The sequence below is a fragment of the Pedobacter sp. genome, assembly GCF_965227205.1.
Taxonomy (GTDB): Bacteria; Bacteroidota; Bacteroidia; order Sphingobacteriales; family Sphingobacteriaceae; genus Pedobacter.
In genome coordinates, this window is record NZ_OZ245727.1 from 3,674,103 (window position 1) to 3,687,511 (window position 13,409).

Consider the following 13,409-nt stretch of genomic DNA (forward strand, 5'->3'; position numbering starts at 1 on the left):
CTTAATAATATTTTTAGGCACAACAACGTTATACCACATACCACTAACATATGAAGATTTTTAGCTTTTTTTCTGCAATATTTTTTATCAGTTTTTTCTCTGTTAACGCTCAAGATTTTATCGTTAAAAATAATGATGATGTAATTCGTGGTACAATTAAAGGCACAGATTATTTCTCTGTTTATATTAGCGCTAATGATGAAGCAGATGTAATTCTATTAGCTAAAGATGTGAAAAACTTCTTCTGGAATGGTAACAGCTACATTAGTAAAGGTTTTGCTAACAAGAAAAACTTTGAGTACCGTTTTGTAAAGGTTATAGAAACCGGAACCGTAAATCTATATTCATTTGGAGGTGGAACACTCGTCCCTGTAAAAAAGGAAAAGAATGTAAGATTCAGACCATCAGTTGGTATTGGTACCGGAACGGGTGGTTTTGGTGGAATGGGTATGGGCGGAGGAATTAGTATCGGTGGTGGCAGAAACAGTGCTCCAGAACCACCGATCGGTGCCCCAGTTGTTCGTTATTTTATTGAAAAACCAGGAACAGGACCGCTACAGGAAATTCCAATAAAAGCGATAACCGAAGAAGAAAGAAAAGCTGAAGTGCGTAATATTCTACTTCAAAAATTAGGCGACCAACCAGCTCTAAAAGGAAAAATAGAAGCTAATACTGCGCTAAACAGCAAAGATGTTGTTGAATTTGTTAGAGAATATAATGAGGTGAAAAAATAGGAACAGGATTTTTAGGATTTAAGGATTTTAAGATGAAAGTGACATTTCCAGATTAGTTATGTTTCAGCTTTGCATAAATGGATAAGCTAATCGCCTTACCATTTTTAATTTCACAATTTTTCATAGTTCCTTCGTATTCAAAAGCTAATTTTAGCAATGCATTCTTACTATTTCATTCTCAGATTCTACAAAAGCTTCTATTCTGTTAACATTTAAACTATCAAATGCGTAATTACAAATTGCAGTTGCTGATTCATCTATAATTCCTTTTTTCCAATATTTAGGCAGTAGCCAAAATCCTATTTCAATCTTTTTGTGTGATTTATTAAAGTTATTAAATCCAACAGCACCAATAAATTCTTCACTTGCTTTATTGCAAATTGCCCACCATAATCCTGTACCCTCATTTTGGAGTGCTTTAAACCAAATTAATTGATCTTGAGTTTCCTCCAATGTCTGATAATACACTCCGTAATGTTTAACAACATCAGGGTTAGATAAACCATTATAAATACTTTCTACATCAGAGTCTTCAAATTGCCTTAATCGCAGTCTACCAGTTAACAATTCTGGAAAAACATTTGTCATCTTGCGCAGCAATTTAGTAAATGATCATTAACCATTCCTGTCGCTTGCATGTGTGCGTAACAAATTGTTGTTCCGAAAAATTTGAAGCCGCGTTTTTTCATGTCTTTGCTAATTTTATCTGATAATTCTGTTCTTGCAGGCACATCGCCCATTTTCTCGATACGATTTAAAATCGGTTTCCCATCAGGAATAAATCCCAATATATAGCTAGAGAAACTGCCAAATTCTTCCTGAATTTTTATGAAAAGTTTAGCATTCGTTATAGCGCTATTTACTTTAAGTTTATTTCGGATTATCCTGGCATCATTCATTAAACGCTCAACATCTTCATCGCCAAAGGCAGCAACTTTTTGTACATCAAAATCTGCAAAGGCCTTTCTATAATGCTCCCTACGTTTAAGAATTGTTATCCAACTTAAACCAGCTTGAGCACCTTCCAAAATCAAAAATTCAAAAAGCGTCTTATCATCATAAACAGGCCTTCCCCATTCTTCATCGTGGTACTTTACATAGAGTGGATCTGAGCCTGCCCAAGAGCAACGAATTGAGTCATGAGTCTTAAGTCCGAAGTCTTGAGTCATATTACGCGAATTTAGCTGGGTTATTAATCATGAAGTTTAATAATTTGCTTATTTCTTCACACTTAGCATCTAGCATGTTATAGGCATCATTTGAAATATATGCGCAGGCAAGTGCTACATCTAACCAAACTTGCGTTTCACCGTTTTCCATATCTGCATCAGTTAGTTTGCTGATAAAATGGTTTGGATACTTTCTCTTTTTATATGCTTCTCCGATACTACTACAAATAGATCTTGAAGACCTTCGAATCTGATCAACCAAACTATATTGTTCTATTTTCGGAAAATCTTTTGTTATATTATGAATTTCCATTAATAAAGAAAACCCTTTCTTATATACAATCAATTCTCTGAACTTTCCCATGCGAAATATTTTAAACGAATATAAGATTTTAGGTCACAGACTCATGACTTTTGACTTAAGACTTTTGACTAACTAAAAGTTCATCCCAATACTCAACAGCCCTTCTGTAATGTGGAATAACAATACTTCCGCCAACTAAATTCGCTATCATAAAAATCTCGTTCATCTCATCACTGTTTACGCCTGCATCGTAGCATTTCCCTAAATGATACTTTATACAGTCATCACAACGCAAAACCATTGAAGCCACTAAGCCCAACATTTCTTTGGTTTTAACATCTAAAGCACCATCGGCGTAACTTGTTGTATCTAAAGCAAAAAATCTTTTGATGTTCGTGTTTGCAGTATCCATAATTCTATCGTTCATTTTTTCGCGATAGCCGTTAAACTCTTCTACTAATTTACCCATGGTTGAAATTGTTAAATCTTTTTCTTCTATTAATTGTTAAACATTAAACACAAAATTATGAAAATCATCTCTCCAAAATTTCATGCGGTTATAGATTATATAATGGTTATGTTTTTGCTGATTTCATCAGATTTATTTGACTTATCTGATTCCGCAACATTACTAACTTATATTTTAGGAGGTGTTCATTTTCTACTCACCATTTTAACCAGGTTTAGCGGCGGAATATTCAAAATTATCCCAATAAAACTTCATGGTATAATTGAATTTGTAGTGAGTATTGTTCTGGTTATTTTGGCCTTCACCGTTTTTAAAGGCAATATAATTGATGAAATTTATTTCGCTTGCTTAGGCTTGCTAATATTAATTGTTTTCGTGTTAACAGACTATAAAAACACTACTAAAACGATTATATAATTTCTTCTAGAGGGTTCCAAAACACTTTTTTGAAATTTACCACTTTATCATTTTTCACTTCAACTCCTTCTTTAGCAAGCAATTCCTTCATTAATTCTGGCGAACTAAAATGAAATTTACCGGTTAACAAGCCGCTGCTGTTTACAACCCGATGCGCCGGAACTTTAGGATGCGCCATACCTGCATAAGCCATTGCATGCCCAACCATTCGTGATGATTTAGCTGCACCCAAACTTTTTGCAATGGCACCGTAAGAAGTAACTCTGCCTTTTGGAATCAGCCTTGCTACTTCATAAACCTGCTCGTAAAAATTAATATCCATTACTCAAACGAAAACTGTATGTAATTAATGTTTTTATCGTGAAGCAGATATTTTTTCTCGTAATAAGTTTTTATCGAAAGAACTTCGTCTGCAAATTCTGATGTATATAAATGATCGGTATTTTTATGTATTGGTAATTTTAATTCCTCTACTTTTTCATTTGTGTAAAGATACAATTGGTCGTTATCTGTTTTTAAATTTACGCGGCCACCATCTTTTAAAATGATTTTGTATTTATTCAAAAAGCCGGGAAAAGTTAAGCGTTTCTTTTCGCGACTAATTTGTGGTTGAGGATCGGGAAATGTAATCCATATTTCGTCAATTTCTCCGGCTTCAAAATAATCCAGCAAGTTTTCAATTTGAATTCTTAAGAAGGAAACATTGTTAATACCTTCTTCAATTGCGGTTTTAGCACCTCTCCAAATCCTATTACCTTTATAATCAACACCAATAAAATTTTTATCCGGAAATAATTTTGCAAGATTTACAGAATATTCACCTTTTCCACATGCCAGTTCTAGCACAATTGGATTATCATTATTAAAATGTTTACTAGCCCAATTTCCTTTTAAAGGCTTTCCCTCATCTAATTGCAGTACGTTTGCAAATGTTTCAATCTCTGCAAACCTTCTAAGTTTATCTTTACCCAAGAGTTTTTTTCGTCAAAAATACAATTAAATCATTTAACGGAATTTTTTTTCCAAATAATCTTAACATGTATTTGGCTAATGTGTTGTATTTTCGCATGTATTTTTAAAATTCAACATTGAAAAAATCAGCAAAAATTTACATAGCAGGTCACCGTGGAATGGTAGGTTCGGCGATATACCGCAAATTGCAAAAAGAAGGTTATACAAATCTGTTAACCAGAACATCTGATGAATTAGATCTTCGAAATCAACAAGCAGTTTTAGATTTTTTTGCTGCCGAAAAGCCTGATTATGTGTTTTTAGCAGCCGCAAAAGTAGGCGGAATTGTTGCAAACAATACTTATCGTGCTGATTTTCTTTTCGAAAACTTAGCCATTCAAAATAATGTAATCCACAGTGCATATCTCAACAACGTTAAAAAATTAATGTTTTTAGGTTCGAGTTGTATTTACCCAAAAATGGCTCCTCAACCTTTAAAAGAAACTTACCTTTTAACCGGAACTTTAGAAGAAACTAATGAGCCTTATGCCATTGCAAAAATTGCCGGAATTAAAATGTGTGATGCCTACCGCGACCAATATGGCTGTAATTTTATCTCGGTAATGCCAACCAATTTGTACGGCTACAATGATAATTACCACCCACAAAATTCACATGTTCTGCCTGCGTTAATACGCAAAGTACACGAAGCTAAAATCAACAACGAAAAGCAAGTTGTGGTTTGGGGTTCGGGTTCGCCCATGCGTGAGTTTTTATTTGCTGATGATTTGGCAGATGCTTGTTATTTCTTAATGGAGAATTACAATGAGTCTACACTTATAAACATTGGTGTTGGGCACGATTTGACGATAAAAGACTTAGCCTTGTTAATTAAGGATGTTTTGCAATACGATGGAGAACTCGTTTTTGATGCCAGCAAACCCGATGGTACACCTCGAAAATTAATGGATGTAAGCAAATTGCATGGATTAGGCTGGAAACATAAAATTGAGCTTCGCGAAGGAATTACTTTAGCTTATCAGGATTTTCTAAGCAGATACTAATTATTTCTTAGCCCTTATTTTACTCAGAAATTCTGGTGTAAAGCCTAAATATGAGGCCAGCATATATTGTGGTACACGCTGTACAAATTCTGGAAATAATCTATTAAAGTGATTATATCGTTCTTCAGCGGTTTGGCTATACATAAACTTTATTCGCATTTGCGATGCCTGATGTGTTTTTTGTAGGATGAGCCTGAAATACCTTTCTAGCTTAGGCAATTGCTTAAACAATTCATCATAGTTACGATATTCGATTGCAATAACCTCTGTGTTTTCTGCCGCTTGAATATAAAATTCGGATGATTTTTGAAATAAGAAACTTGATAAATCAGTAATCCACCAATTTTCGATAGCAAACTGGGTAGTTTGTTCAGCACCTTTTATATCGATAAAGTATAAACGCAAACAGCCTTTAACAACAAAATAATTGGCTTTACAAATTTGCCCTTCCTCTAATAAAAATGCTTTCTTTTTTATCGTTATCGGCTTGAGTAATGATGTTAGGATTTCCTGTTCATCACTACTCAAATCGATAAATTTATTTATGTGCGTTAATATTTGGCTGTACATTTATTGCTTAATATGATCATGCTAAATTAGCATAATTAAAAGCTTACAGCGAAAAGGCTTTTAAATCTGGTTGTGCCCACTCTCCCCAATCTTTCATTGCAGCCATTAAAACCTTTTTTAACCCTGCATTATCTACCGGTTTACCTTTAGTAGGTGGCAAAAGTTCCTTTTCTGGAACAGTAACTTCGGTTACTTTGGTAGCGAACCATGTTATGTTCTCGTGTGGAAGTGCTAATCCTAAAATCATCCCAGGTAAACCTGCGAAAGATTCGGGACCACCAGAAACCGCAATTTGGTTGGCATAGTAAGCCACAACGTAAACTGAATCCATTATAATTGCATTCGCTCTGCGACATTCGTATCCAGCAATTTCTCGGGTTTCATCTGTTATTTTCCAGTTTATTTTACGAATAGTATCTTTTACTAAATATGTTGCCTCGTAAACACTTTTTTGAATGGTATTAGTGCCAGAATTAAAATCGGTACCAATAATATTTTTTAAATCAGCAATGGGATTATTATTTAACCAATTATTTGACGTTGGCGCAGCTTCGTCGTTAAATTTATACAAGCCTTTTTCGCTATTAAATTTTAATGTGCTTTTGGCCGATTTAAATTGAGGAAAATTCTTTTTATAATTCTCAAAAGATTGAGTCATATAACTTTCGTTTCTAGTGTTGATTCGCTTTTTTATTAGGGCATACATGTTCGAGCGTTTCTCATACTCTATAACACCACTTTTAACGAAGTGTACATTTTGTGCAATGCAGTTATTACAGATAAAAACTGCAGTTAAAATTATCGTAAGTTTTAATATTGTTTTCATGGCTATTAATTTTGAGGAGCTGGAGTAGCTGCGCCACCGCCCATTTTAGTAAAATCCCAGCTTACTGTGAACATAAAATATCTTCTAATGGTTCTGTAACTGCTCTGTGTAATGTTACCATTTGCTGCTGAACGGCTAAATCCTTGGTTCTGGTTTAACAAATCGAATCCTTGAATTGATGTTTTTAAATTCTGCGCCTTGAAGAATTTTTTGGATACTGTCGCATTCCATAAAAACTGTTTAAATGATTCGTTAAAGGCCTGTGTTTTTCCACGGTAAGTATATTCACCATCTGATGTAATTTCAAACTTACCAGGCAATTGAACAGAACCTGAGAAATAACCTTGAGCACCCCATCCATTACTGTTAAATGCTTGCTGAACTGAAGCCACAGTCGTAGTGTACTGAGGACCGAAATAAGCATAAAAATTATATTTACCGTCTTTGTATCTGTTAACATTAATTTGAGGTGAATAGGTCATATTTTGAGTTTGGTTCAATACACTATTAATAAAGTTATAAGATGTATTTCCATTCATATTGAAACCAACACCCATATTTGTACCCAAAATTTTTCTGCCGATACTTGAGTAAACGCTAAAATTAGATGGCATTTTATCAGAAATATTTACGGCCTGGAAAGTACTTTTACCAGCAGCGTCAGTAATTACATTGCTAACAATTGGATTGTTTGTAAAACTATAATATCCACTAATGTAAATAGATTGACTGCTCAAAACCTTGTAAGAATTGTAACTAGCATTTAAGCTACTTCTGAAAGATGGCCTTAAATCCGGATTTCCTAAAGTAATATTTAGTGGATCGGTATTTACTCTAATTGGCTGAATCTGCTCTAAGTTTGGTTGTTGTGTATTACCATTATAATTTATACGGAAAGATTTCTGCTGAGAAAAATTATATTGATACATCGCCTGTGGCATGTAGTTAACAAATTTCCTGTCGTAACGTACTTGATTGTATAAATCTTCTTGTTTAAAGTTTACACCACTAAATTTAGAACCAACATTTAAAACACTCTTACCTTTTTTATAGTTAAAAATTGCACCTCCAGAATTAATAATTTGATCTAACTGATAATCGTTACTAAATTCTGTATCGAGAACATCGTATCTACCAGGAAGAGATTGGTTAAAAGATTTTCTATCCGAACGACCGTTAGACAAGGTTAAACCATAATTTAACACAACCGTTAATGTTTTTGAAAGCGGTTCTGTATAAGCCAAATTTGATTTGAATACATTGTTTTTAATGCTATTTACCTTGTACTGATTAACATTTGTAATGCTATCTAAAACACCATTCAGGTTGTAAAAACTATTTGCAGAGTTTAAATAACCATCAGTTTTATTGTCTGTAACCGATTGACTTAAATTAAGCGATAACGTACGACCTTTTTTCTTTAATTTCTTTGTTAAGAAGGCATTGATGTTAAATATTTTGTCTTCAGCATCGTTTGTTAAAACCCTCGAACTTGTATTCAACAAACTATTATTCCCGCGGGTGCTCAAAGTTGAATAATCCTGAAAAGTATCGCTATTTTTCAGTGTACCATCAACATTAATTTTTAAGGTTAGGGTTGTATCCAACTTAATTTCATACATCGCATCAAGCTTCTGTCTGAAAACATCGTTATCATAATTTTGTGTAGATGTGTTGTTAATTATACCTGTAGATAAGTTATTCTGACTAATTGTATTTCTATCACCAAAAACCCTTAACGAACCAATTTTGTAGTTTGTGTTTAAGGTTTCTTTATCACTGTTCCATTTGTTATCGAAGTGCAAACCACCAGTTCTGGCAACCGGAATACCTTGACCATTATACTGGCCACCCCAACCTTCAAACTCATCTCCACTGCTGGTAAAATATATTCCACCATCATCGCTCACAGTACCCCCACCTTGCGTGCCAAGTTTCTGGCTGTCTTCCCAACCTAAACCAACTCTACCGTTGTTACCTAATATGCCGTAAGCCGAGAACTTTTTCTTGCCTGCAAATTTGTTAAACATTAGTTGCCCTTGATAGAAATCATCAGTACCAACACCGGCTATGGCTTTTCCGAAGTAACCGTTCTTAGCGTTTTCTTTAAGTTTAATGTTTAGCGTTTTGGTTTTTTCACCATCATCAATACCTGTAAAAGTAGCCTGGTCGCTCTTTTTATCATATAGCTGAACTTTATCAACCATATCTGCACGGATGTTTTTGGTTACCAAAGTTGGGTCATCTCCAAAAAACTCTTCGCCATCTACTAAAACCTTAACATTTTTTTGGCCTTGAGCGGTTATTTTTCCATCCTTATCAACCTCTATTCCCGGAAACTGCTTAATTAAATCCTCTACTTTTGAATTTGGCTCAATATTATAAGCTTGCGGATCAAATTCAGTAGTATCGCCTTTAATTTTGATGGCAGAACGGTTTCCTTTAATAATTACATCGGCAAGAAGTTGTGCTTTTCCTGTTAAGTTAATTTTTCCGTAATCAACATCTTTCTTTGTAGAATCGAGCACAAAGTGATCGACAAAATCAGCGTATTTAGGATAGGATACTAAAAGGATGTATTTTCCATTTCTGATGTTTGGAAGTTCAAATGAACCATTATCCGCAGCTCGGGTAAATTTTACCAAAGTTGAGTCCTTTGCATTTAAAACTGAAACTGAGGTTCCGCCCAGTATTGATGTTGCGGCCGTATCAATAACACGGCCCTTAATAGTATGCTGATTTTGAGCTTTTGCATTACAAAAGATCAGAAACAGAAAGCATACAACGAGTAGCATTCTTTTCATAGATGAGATTTGGTTTTCCCGACTAATATAAAACTAATATTTTAGTTTAAATACGTGTTAACATTTTTTAACAAAAATGTTATATAGAAATAACTTCTACTTAAAACGATTTATCTGAACACCAAGAAAGCTTGATGTTTTTTTGGTATAGATAAAATGCCCGTTCGTCTATAAATTACATACAATGGTATATTACTGCTAAATCTTGTGAAACGTTTCTGAAATGTTGTCGTCTTATATTCAAAACCTCCTAAAAATTTGGAGATTAAAAAACAGATTTATAAAACTTAAAATATTCAGGTCATGAAAAATTCTATTAAAAACTTATTCGCAGCAGCTTTAGTTATGGTTACTTTAAGCAGCGCAACACTTGTAGCAAATGCAACAGAATTAAACAGTAGTTATACTACTATAAACCAGGTTAAAAACATCAATAAAATCGCTGTTAGCGGTAATGTTAAATTAATTCTGATTCAAGACAGTAAAGAAAGTATTGAAGTTTTTGATAAATACTACGCAAACAATGCATTAGTACAACAACAAGGTTCGGTTCTTCGCATCAGTTCATTCTCTAAAGAAGCTTTAACAGTAATTGCACATGTGAACAACATTACTTCGGTAGAAGCATCAAACACTTCTAGCATTGCAACTTCAGGAAAATTTAATTTATTAAACCTTGAGGTTATCTTAAAAGATAAAGCATCAGCGACTATAAATGCAAATACAGTGAATTTATTTACTACTGTAAACGATGGAACAAGCCTAAATTTAGAAGGCACTACAGAAATGCATACTGCAGTTTTAGGTAACGAAGCAAAATTAAAAATGAACGAATTTGCCTCAACAAATACTAACATCAGCATTGCGCCAAAAGCAGTTTACGCAAGTAACTTAAGTCGTTACGAAGATTTAAAAATCGACTTATTAGAAAAACTTTTCTAATAATCTACATATATAGTTTAGTTTTAGTTAATGATAACATCGGCCGGAGCGATTCCTGCCGATGTTTTGTTTTTTAAGGATTTGTTGACCAAAGCCCTGCATCCTTAACAAATACTCTTCTGCTTAATTTTAATTGAGAAACGATAAGTTCTGCTAAATCTTCAGGTTGCATTACTTTGTCTGGATTTCCATCGGTAAGTTTTAACTCGATTGCCATATCTGTTGCCGTTGTGCTTGGCGTTAAAGAAGTTACACGAATATTGTGTTTTCTCATTTCTTGCATTAGCGAAGTTGACAATGCAATTAAACCAGCCTTTGATGCTGAATATGCACTGGTTACTGCCGCCGGGTTTAATGCCGAAGAACTAGAGATATTAATGATGTCTCCGGTTTGCTTTTCAATCATTTCTGGCACAACTGCTCTTGTAACATAATACGGCCCAAGCAAGTTTATTTTTATAATTTCTTCCCAGGATTCTGGTTCCATTTCTAAAAATTTTGCAAACTTTCCAATACCGGCATTATTTATCAAAATATCTATAAAACCTAAATCAGATTGAACTTTTGCAACTGCATTATTAACCGATTCTATATTACTAACATCGGCAGTAACGGTACTAATTTTTACATTGTAACCTGCTAATTCTTCTGCAAGTTTATCTAAATCACTTTGTGTACGGGCGAGCAACGCAACATTAACACCTTCTTTAGCCAATGCAATTGCTATCGCTTTGCCTATTCCTTTTCCTGCCCCAGTAATCAGCGCATTTTTTCCTGATATATTCTCCATTATTAATTTTTATTCTGTCGATTTAAGGCGAATTAATTCCATCCTCAAACCGACAGATTTTTTTCTTTACAAATCGAATTTTATTCCTTGAGCCAGCGGCAAGGTATTTGAATAATTGATGGTATTTGTTTGTCTGCGCATGTATGCTCTCCACGCATCAGAGCCGCTTTCTCTACCACCGCCAGTTTCTTTCTCGCCACCAAAAGCTCCACCAATTTCAGCTCCAGAAGTACCGATATTTACATTGGCAATCCCGCAATCAGAACCTTGGTAAGACAGAAACTGTTCTGCTTCCCTCAAATTAAGCGTCATAATTGCTGAAGATAAACCTTGTGGAACGCCGTTTTGCAAAGCGATGGCTTCATCAAGATTTTTGTACTTAACCAAGTATAAAATTGGCGCAAAAGTTTCATGCTGAACAATTTTAAATTCGTTTTTAACTTCTGCAATACATGGCTTAACATAGCATCCACTTGCGTACTTCTCTCCTTCCAAAACGCCACCTTCTACCACGAAATTACCACCTTCAGCTTTACATTTTTCTATCGAATCGAGATAAGCATTTACAGCGTCTTTATCTATCAGTGGTCCAACGTGATTATTTTGATCCAACGGATCGCCAATTCTTAGCTGTCCGTAAGCTTTTACCAGTTTAGCTACAAAAGTATCATAAACACTTTCGTGAATAATTAATCTCCTGGTTGATGTACATCTTTGCCCCGCAGTACCCACAGCTCCAAAAACTGCACCTATTAAACTCATATCTAAATCAGCATGTTCAGATATTATAATGGCGTTATTTCCGCCAAGTTCTAGCAAGCTCTTACCTAAACGAGCACCAACAGTTGCACCAACTGCTTTTCCCATTCTAGTAGAACCGGTTGCAGAAATTAACGGCACACGACCATCGTTCGTTAATAATTCCCCAATAACTCTATCGCCAATAATCAAGCTCGATACACCTTCCGGGATATCATTCGCTTTTAAAATCTCTGCAATAATTTTCTGGCAGGCAATTCCGGTAAGTGGTGTTTTTTCTGATGGTTTCCAAACACAGACATTTCCACAAACCCATGCAAGCGCAGCATTCCAACTCCAAACTGCAACTGGAAAGTTGAAAGCAGAAATGATACCTACAATTCCTAACGGATGCCACTGTTCGTACATTCTATGATTTGGGCGTTCGCTATGCATGGTTAATCCATAAAGCTGACGCGATAAACCTACTGCAAAATCGCAGATATCAATCATTTCCTGAACTTCACCCAAACCTTCTTGCAAACTTTTGCCCATTTCGTAAGAAACTAATGTTCCTAAAGCTTCTTTATTTTGACGTAAAGCATCGCCAAACTGGCGTACAATTTCGCCTCGTTTAGGTGATGGAACTGTTCTCCAATATACAAAGGCTTCTTGTGCTTTATCAATAATCGTTTCATAATCGCTTTCGGTAGCAACCTTAACTGATGCTATTTTTTCACCATCTACAGGAGAAAAACTATCTATGCTCTCTTTATTAGCTGAACCTCCCCAATTGTTACCCGTACTAAATGCAGGGTTAATATTTTCTATACCAAGTTTATTTAAAATTGATTTAATATCTGCGCTCATTTTTTGTTGTTTATTATATTTTTAAATCTATGGTTTACAATTTTCTTTTCTTCGCGTATCAATAATATGAATAATTTGCCAGCCCTTATCTCCCTTAACCATTTGGAAAGAGTTCACTCCACAATGGCTAAATTTCCATTGGATTTCTGTTTGTCTTTTATCTGTAATGGAGCTATCAAGAGCATTTTTTTTGTTTTTACTAGTGGATTGCTCTTGATGGTTTTCACCAATATAAAATTTATAATCTGTCCAAATAGAAGCCAAAGGCCCGTCGATTAAAATTTTTGAGAACACAATATGCTCATCATACTTTTGATTACGCGGTGTACCTATCATCTTTGAAAACCCCGAAACAGATTCTGTTTTAACAATATTTTTACCGTCTTTACTAACAATTGTTTGCAGTATACTTTCTTTAGCAAAGGCCGATGAAGCTAAGGTACTATCACCAGTTCTCATTCCTATAAAAAGATTGTTAACACTCTGCTTAATTGCATTTTCTTCATCACTTTGTGCCCACAAAATGTTAGCAAAAAGCATACATATTACAGCTAAAAAGGTTACTTTTTTCATGACTTATGCGTTACCGTTAATTAAATAAATTTATGCTATTTTTGTGAAAGAAGGGAAAAGGAACCGCGAAGCAGAAAAAAGTTATTGATAATTCACACACATCAAAACAACCAATATCATTTATTTTCAATGATTTACGGTCGCCAACTTAAACAATGTTGATAATTATTTTTACAGTTAATATGTAA

General features: G+C 34.6%; 16 protein-coding genes. 4 read left to right on the forward strand and 12 right to left on the reverse strand.

Features of this window, described 5'->3' with window-relative positions:
• Nucleotides 1-50 precede the first annotated feature (50 nt).
• The gene (locus ACO05K_RS15840) at nucleotides 51-734 is read left to right on the forward strand and encodes a hypothetical protein (RefSeq protein ID WP_421945400.1); all 684 of its coding nucleotides are present in this window, start codon (nucleotides 51-53) and stop codon (nucleotides 732-734) included.
• Nucleotides 735-884: 150 nt separating this feature from the next.
• Here the strand turns inward: ACO05K_RS15840 and ACO05K_RS15845 are convergent, their stop codons facing one another.
• From ACO05K_RS15845 to ACO05K_RS15860, 4 genes are read right to left on the reverse strand one after another with little or no spacing between them, the layout of a single operon-like run.
• Nucleotides 885-1,322, reverse strand: coding sequence for a GNAT family N-acetyltransferase (locus ACO05K_RS15845; protein WP_421945401.1), 438 nt, complete (start codon nucleotides 1,320-1,322; stop codon nucleotides 885-887).
• Nucleotides 1,319-1,903, reverse strand: coding sequence for a DNA-3-methyladenine glycosylase I (locus tag ACO05K_RS15850; protein ID WP_421945402.1), 585 nt, complete (start codon nucleotides 1,901-1,903; stop codon nucleotides 1,319-1,321). Before ACO05K_RS15850 ends, ACO05K_RS15845 begins: the two co-directional genes overlap by 4 nt.
• A gap of 1 nt (nucleotide 1,904) precedes the next feature.
• On the reverse strand, nucleotides 1,905-2,267 hold the full coding sequence (locus ACO05K_RS15855) for a four helix bundle protein (protein ID WP_421945403.1): 363 nt from the start codon (nucleotides 2,265-2,267) through the stop codon (nucleotides 1,905-1,907).
• A 55-nt stretch (nucleotides 2,268-2,322) separates the two neighbouring features.
• Nucleotides 2,323-2,676, reverse strand: a complete 354-nt coding sequence (locus ACO05K_RS15860) for a carboxymuconolactone decarboxylase family protein (protein WP_421945404.1) — start codon at nucleotides 2,674-2,676, stop codon at nucleotides 2,323-2,325.
• Nucleotides 2,677-2,733: 57 nt separating this feature from the next.
• Between ACO05K_RS15860 and ACO05K_RS15865 the strand changes: the two genes are divergently transcribed.
• Nucleotides 2,734-3,093, forward strand: coding sequence for a hypothetical protein (locus ACO05K_RS15865; protein ID WP_421945405.1), 360 nt, complete (start codon nucleotides 2,734-2,736; stop codon nucleotides 3,091-3,093).
• On the opposite strand, the gene ACO05K_RS15870 is transcribed toward ACO05K_RS15865, so the two are convergent.
• Both ACO05K_RS15870 and trmB read right to left on the reverse strand, forming a co-directional pair.
• A complete protein-coding gene (locus ACO05K_RS15870) occupies nucleotides 3,086-3,415 on the reverse strand; it encodes an MGMT family protein (RefSeq protein WP_421945406.1) in 330 nt (109 codons plus the stop codon). The genes ACO05K_RS15865 and ACO05K_RS15870 overlap by 8 nt on opposite strands.
• Nucleotides 3,415-4,065: a tRNA (guanosine(46)-N7)-methyltransferase TrmB gene (gene trmB, locus ACO05K_RS15875; protein ID WP_421945407.1), complete on the reverse strand. Its 651-nt coding sequence runs from the start codon at nucleotides 4,063-4,065 to the stop codon at nucleotides 3,415-3,417. The genes ACO05K_RS15870 and trmB overlap by 1 nt, the downstream gene beginning before the upstream one ends.
• Nucleotides 4,066-4,181: 116 nt before the next feature.
• Between trmB and fcl the strand changes: the two genes are divergently transcribed.
• Entirely contained in the window at nucleotides 4,182-5,108 is a 927-nt protein-coding gene (gene fcl, locus ACO05K_RS15880) for a GDP-L-fucose synthase (RefSeq protein WP_421945408.1), read from the forward strand.
• On the opposite strand, the gene ACO05K_RS15885 is transcribed toward fcl, so the two are convergent.
• Genes ACO05K_RS15885 through ACO05K_RS15895 form a run of 3 tightly spaced genes read right to left on the reverse strand, consistent with a single transcriptional unit; the run spans nucleotide 5,109 to nucleotide 9,308 of the window.
• Nucleotides 5,109-5,678, reverse strand: a complete 570-nt coding sequence (locus tag ACO05K_RS15885; RefSeq protein ID WP_421945409.1) for a Crp/Fnr family transcriptional regulator — start codon at nucleotides 5,676-5,678, stop codon at nucleotides 5,109-5,111. It lies immediately after the preceding gene.
• A 43-nt stretch (nucleotides 5,679-5,721) separates the two neighbouring features.
• Nucleotides 5,722-6,504, reverse strand: a complete 783-nt coding sequence (locus ACO05K_RS15890) for a GLPGLI family protein (protein ID WP_421945410.1) — start codon at nucleotides 6,502-6,504, stop codon at nucleotides 5,722-5,724.
• Between the two features lie 5 nt (nucleotides 6,505-6,509).
• Nucleotides 6,510-9,308 (reverse strand): outer membrane beta-barrel family protein, encoded by a 2,799-nt coding sequence (locus tag ACO05K_RS15895; RefSeq protein ID WP_421945411.1) that lies wholly within the window; start codon nucleotides 9,306-9,308, stop codon nucleotides 6,510-6,512.
• Between the two features lie 303 nt (nucleotides 9,309-9,611).
• On the opposite strand from ACO05K_RS15895, the gene ACO05K_RS15900 reads away from it, so the two are divergent.
• Nucleotides 9,612-10,250: a GIN domain-containing protein gene (locus ACO05K_RS15900; RefSeq protein ID WP_421945412.1), complete on the forward strand. Its 639-nt coding sequence runs from the start codon at nucleotides 9,612-9,614 to the stop codon at nucleotides 10,248-10,250.
• Between the two features lie 73 nt (nucleotides 10,251-10,323).
• Here ACO05K_RS15900 and ACO05K_RS15905 read toward each other — a convergent pair whose 3' ends face one another.
• From ACO05K_RS15905 to ACO05K_RS15915, 3 genes are all read right to left on the reverse strand, one after another.
• Nucleotides 10,324-11,040, reverse strand: coding sequence for a 3-ketoacyl-ACP reductase (locus ACO05K_RS15905; RefSeq protein ID WP_421945413.1), 717 nt, complete (start codon nucleotides 11,038-11,040; stop codon nucleotides 10,324-10,326).
• Between the two features lie 66 nt (nucleotides 11,041-11,106).
• Complete coding sequence (locus ACO05K_RS15910; protein ID WP_421945414.1) at nucleotides 11,107-12,648, reverse strand: aldehyde dehydrogenase family protein; 1,542 nt, start codon at nucleotides 12,646-12,648, stop codon at nucleotides 11,107-11,109.
• 27 nt (nucleotides 12,649-12,675) lie between these two features.
• Nucleotides 12,676-13,221 (reverse strand): hypothetical protein, encoded by a 546-nt coding sequence (locus ACO05K_RS15915; protein WP_421945415.1) that lies wholly within the window; start codon nucleotides 13,219-13,221, stop codon nucleotides 12,676-12,678.
• Nucleotides 13,222-13,409: the final 188 nt, after the last annotated feature.

What these genes read in the sequence shown, in the direction of transcription:
- ACO05K_RS15895 (WP_421945411.1), bottom strand. Translation starts at nt 9,308, where the DNA reads ATGAAAAGAATGCTACTCGTTGTATGCTTTCTGTTTCTGATCTTTTGT.
- ACO05K_RS15870 (WP_421945406.1), bottom strand. Translation starts at nt 3,415, where the DNA reads ATGGATATTAATTTTTACGAGCAGGTTTATGAAGTAGCAAGGCTGATT.
- ACO05K_RS15860 (WP_421945404.1), bottom strand. Translation starts at nt 2,676, where the DNA reads ATGGGTAAATTAGTAGAAGAGTTTAACGGCTATCGCGAAAAAATGAAC.
- ACO05K_RS15845 (WP_421945401.1), bottom strand. Translation starts at nt 1,322, where the DNA reads ATGACAAATGTTTTTCCAGAATTGTTAACTGGTAGACTGCGATTAAGG.
- ACO05K_RS15855 (WP_421945403.1), bottom strand. Translation starts at nt 2,267, where the DNA reads ATGGGAAAGTTCAGAGAATTGATTGTATATAAGAAAGGGTTTTCTTTA.
- ACO05K_RS15900 (WP_421945412.1), top strand. Translation starts at nt 9,612, where the DNA reads ATGAAAAATTCTATTAAAAACTTATTCGCAGCAGCTTTAGTTATGGTT.
- ACO05K_RS15890 (WP_421945410.1), bottom strand. Translation starts at nt 6,504, where the DNA reads ATGAAAACAATATTAAAACTTACGATAATTTTAACTGCAGTTTTTATC.
- ACO05K_RS15915 (WP_421945415.1), bottom strand. Translation starts at nt 13,221, where the DNA reads ATGAAAAAAGTAACCTTTTTAGCTGTAATATGTATGCTTTTTGCTAAC.
- ACO05K_RS15910 (WP_421945414.1), bottom strand. Translation starts at nt 12,648, where the DNA reads ATGAGCGCAGATATTAAATCAATTTTAAATAAACTTGGTATAGAAAAT.
- ACO05K_RS15885 (WP_421945409.1), bottom strand. Translation starts at nt 5,678, where the DNA reads ATGTACAGCCAAATATTAACGCACATAAATAAATTTATCGATTTGAGT.
- ACO05K_RS15840 (WP_421945400.1), top strand. Translation starts at nt 51, where the DNA reads ATGAAGATTTTTAGCTTTTTTTCTGCAATATTTTTTATCAGTTTTTTC.
- ACO05K_RS15865 (WP_421945405.1), top strand. Translation starts at nt 2,734, where the DNA reads ATGAAAATCATCTCTCCAAAATTTCATGCGGTTATAGATTATATAATG.
- ACO05K_RS15850 (WP_421945402.1), bottom strand. Translation starts at nt 1,903, where the DNA reads ATGACTCAAGACTTCGGACTTAAGACTCATGACTCAATTCGTTGCTCT.
- ACO05K_RS15905 (WP_421945413.1), bottom strand. Translation starts at nt 11,040, where the DNA reads ATGGAGAATATATCAGGAAAAAATGCGCTGATTACTGGGGCAGGAAAA.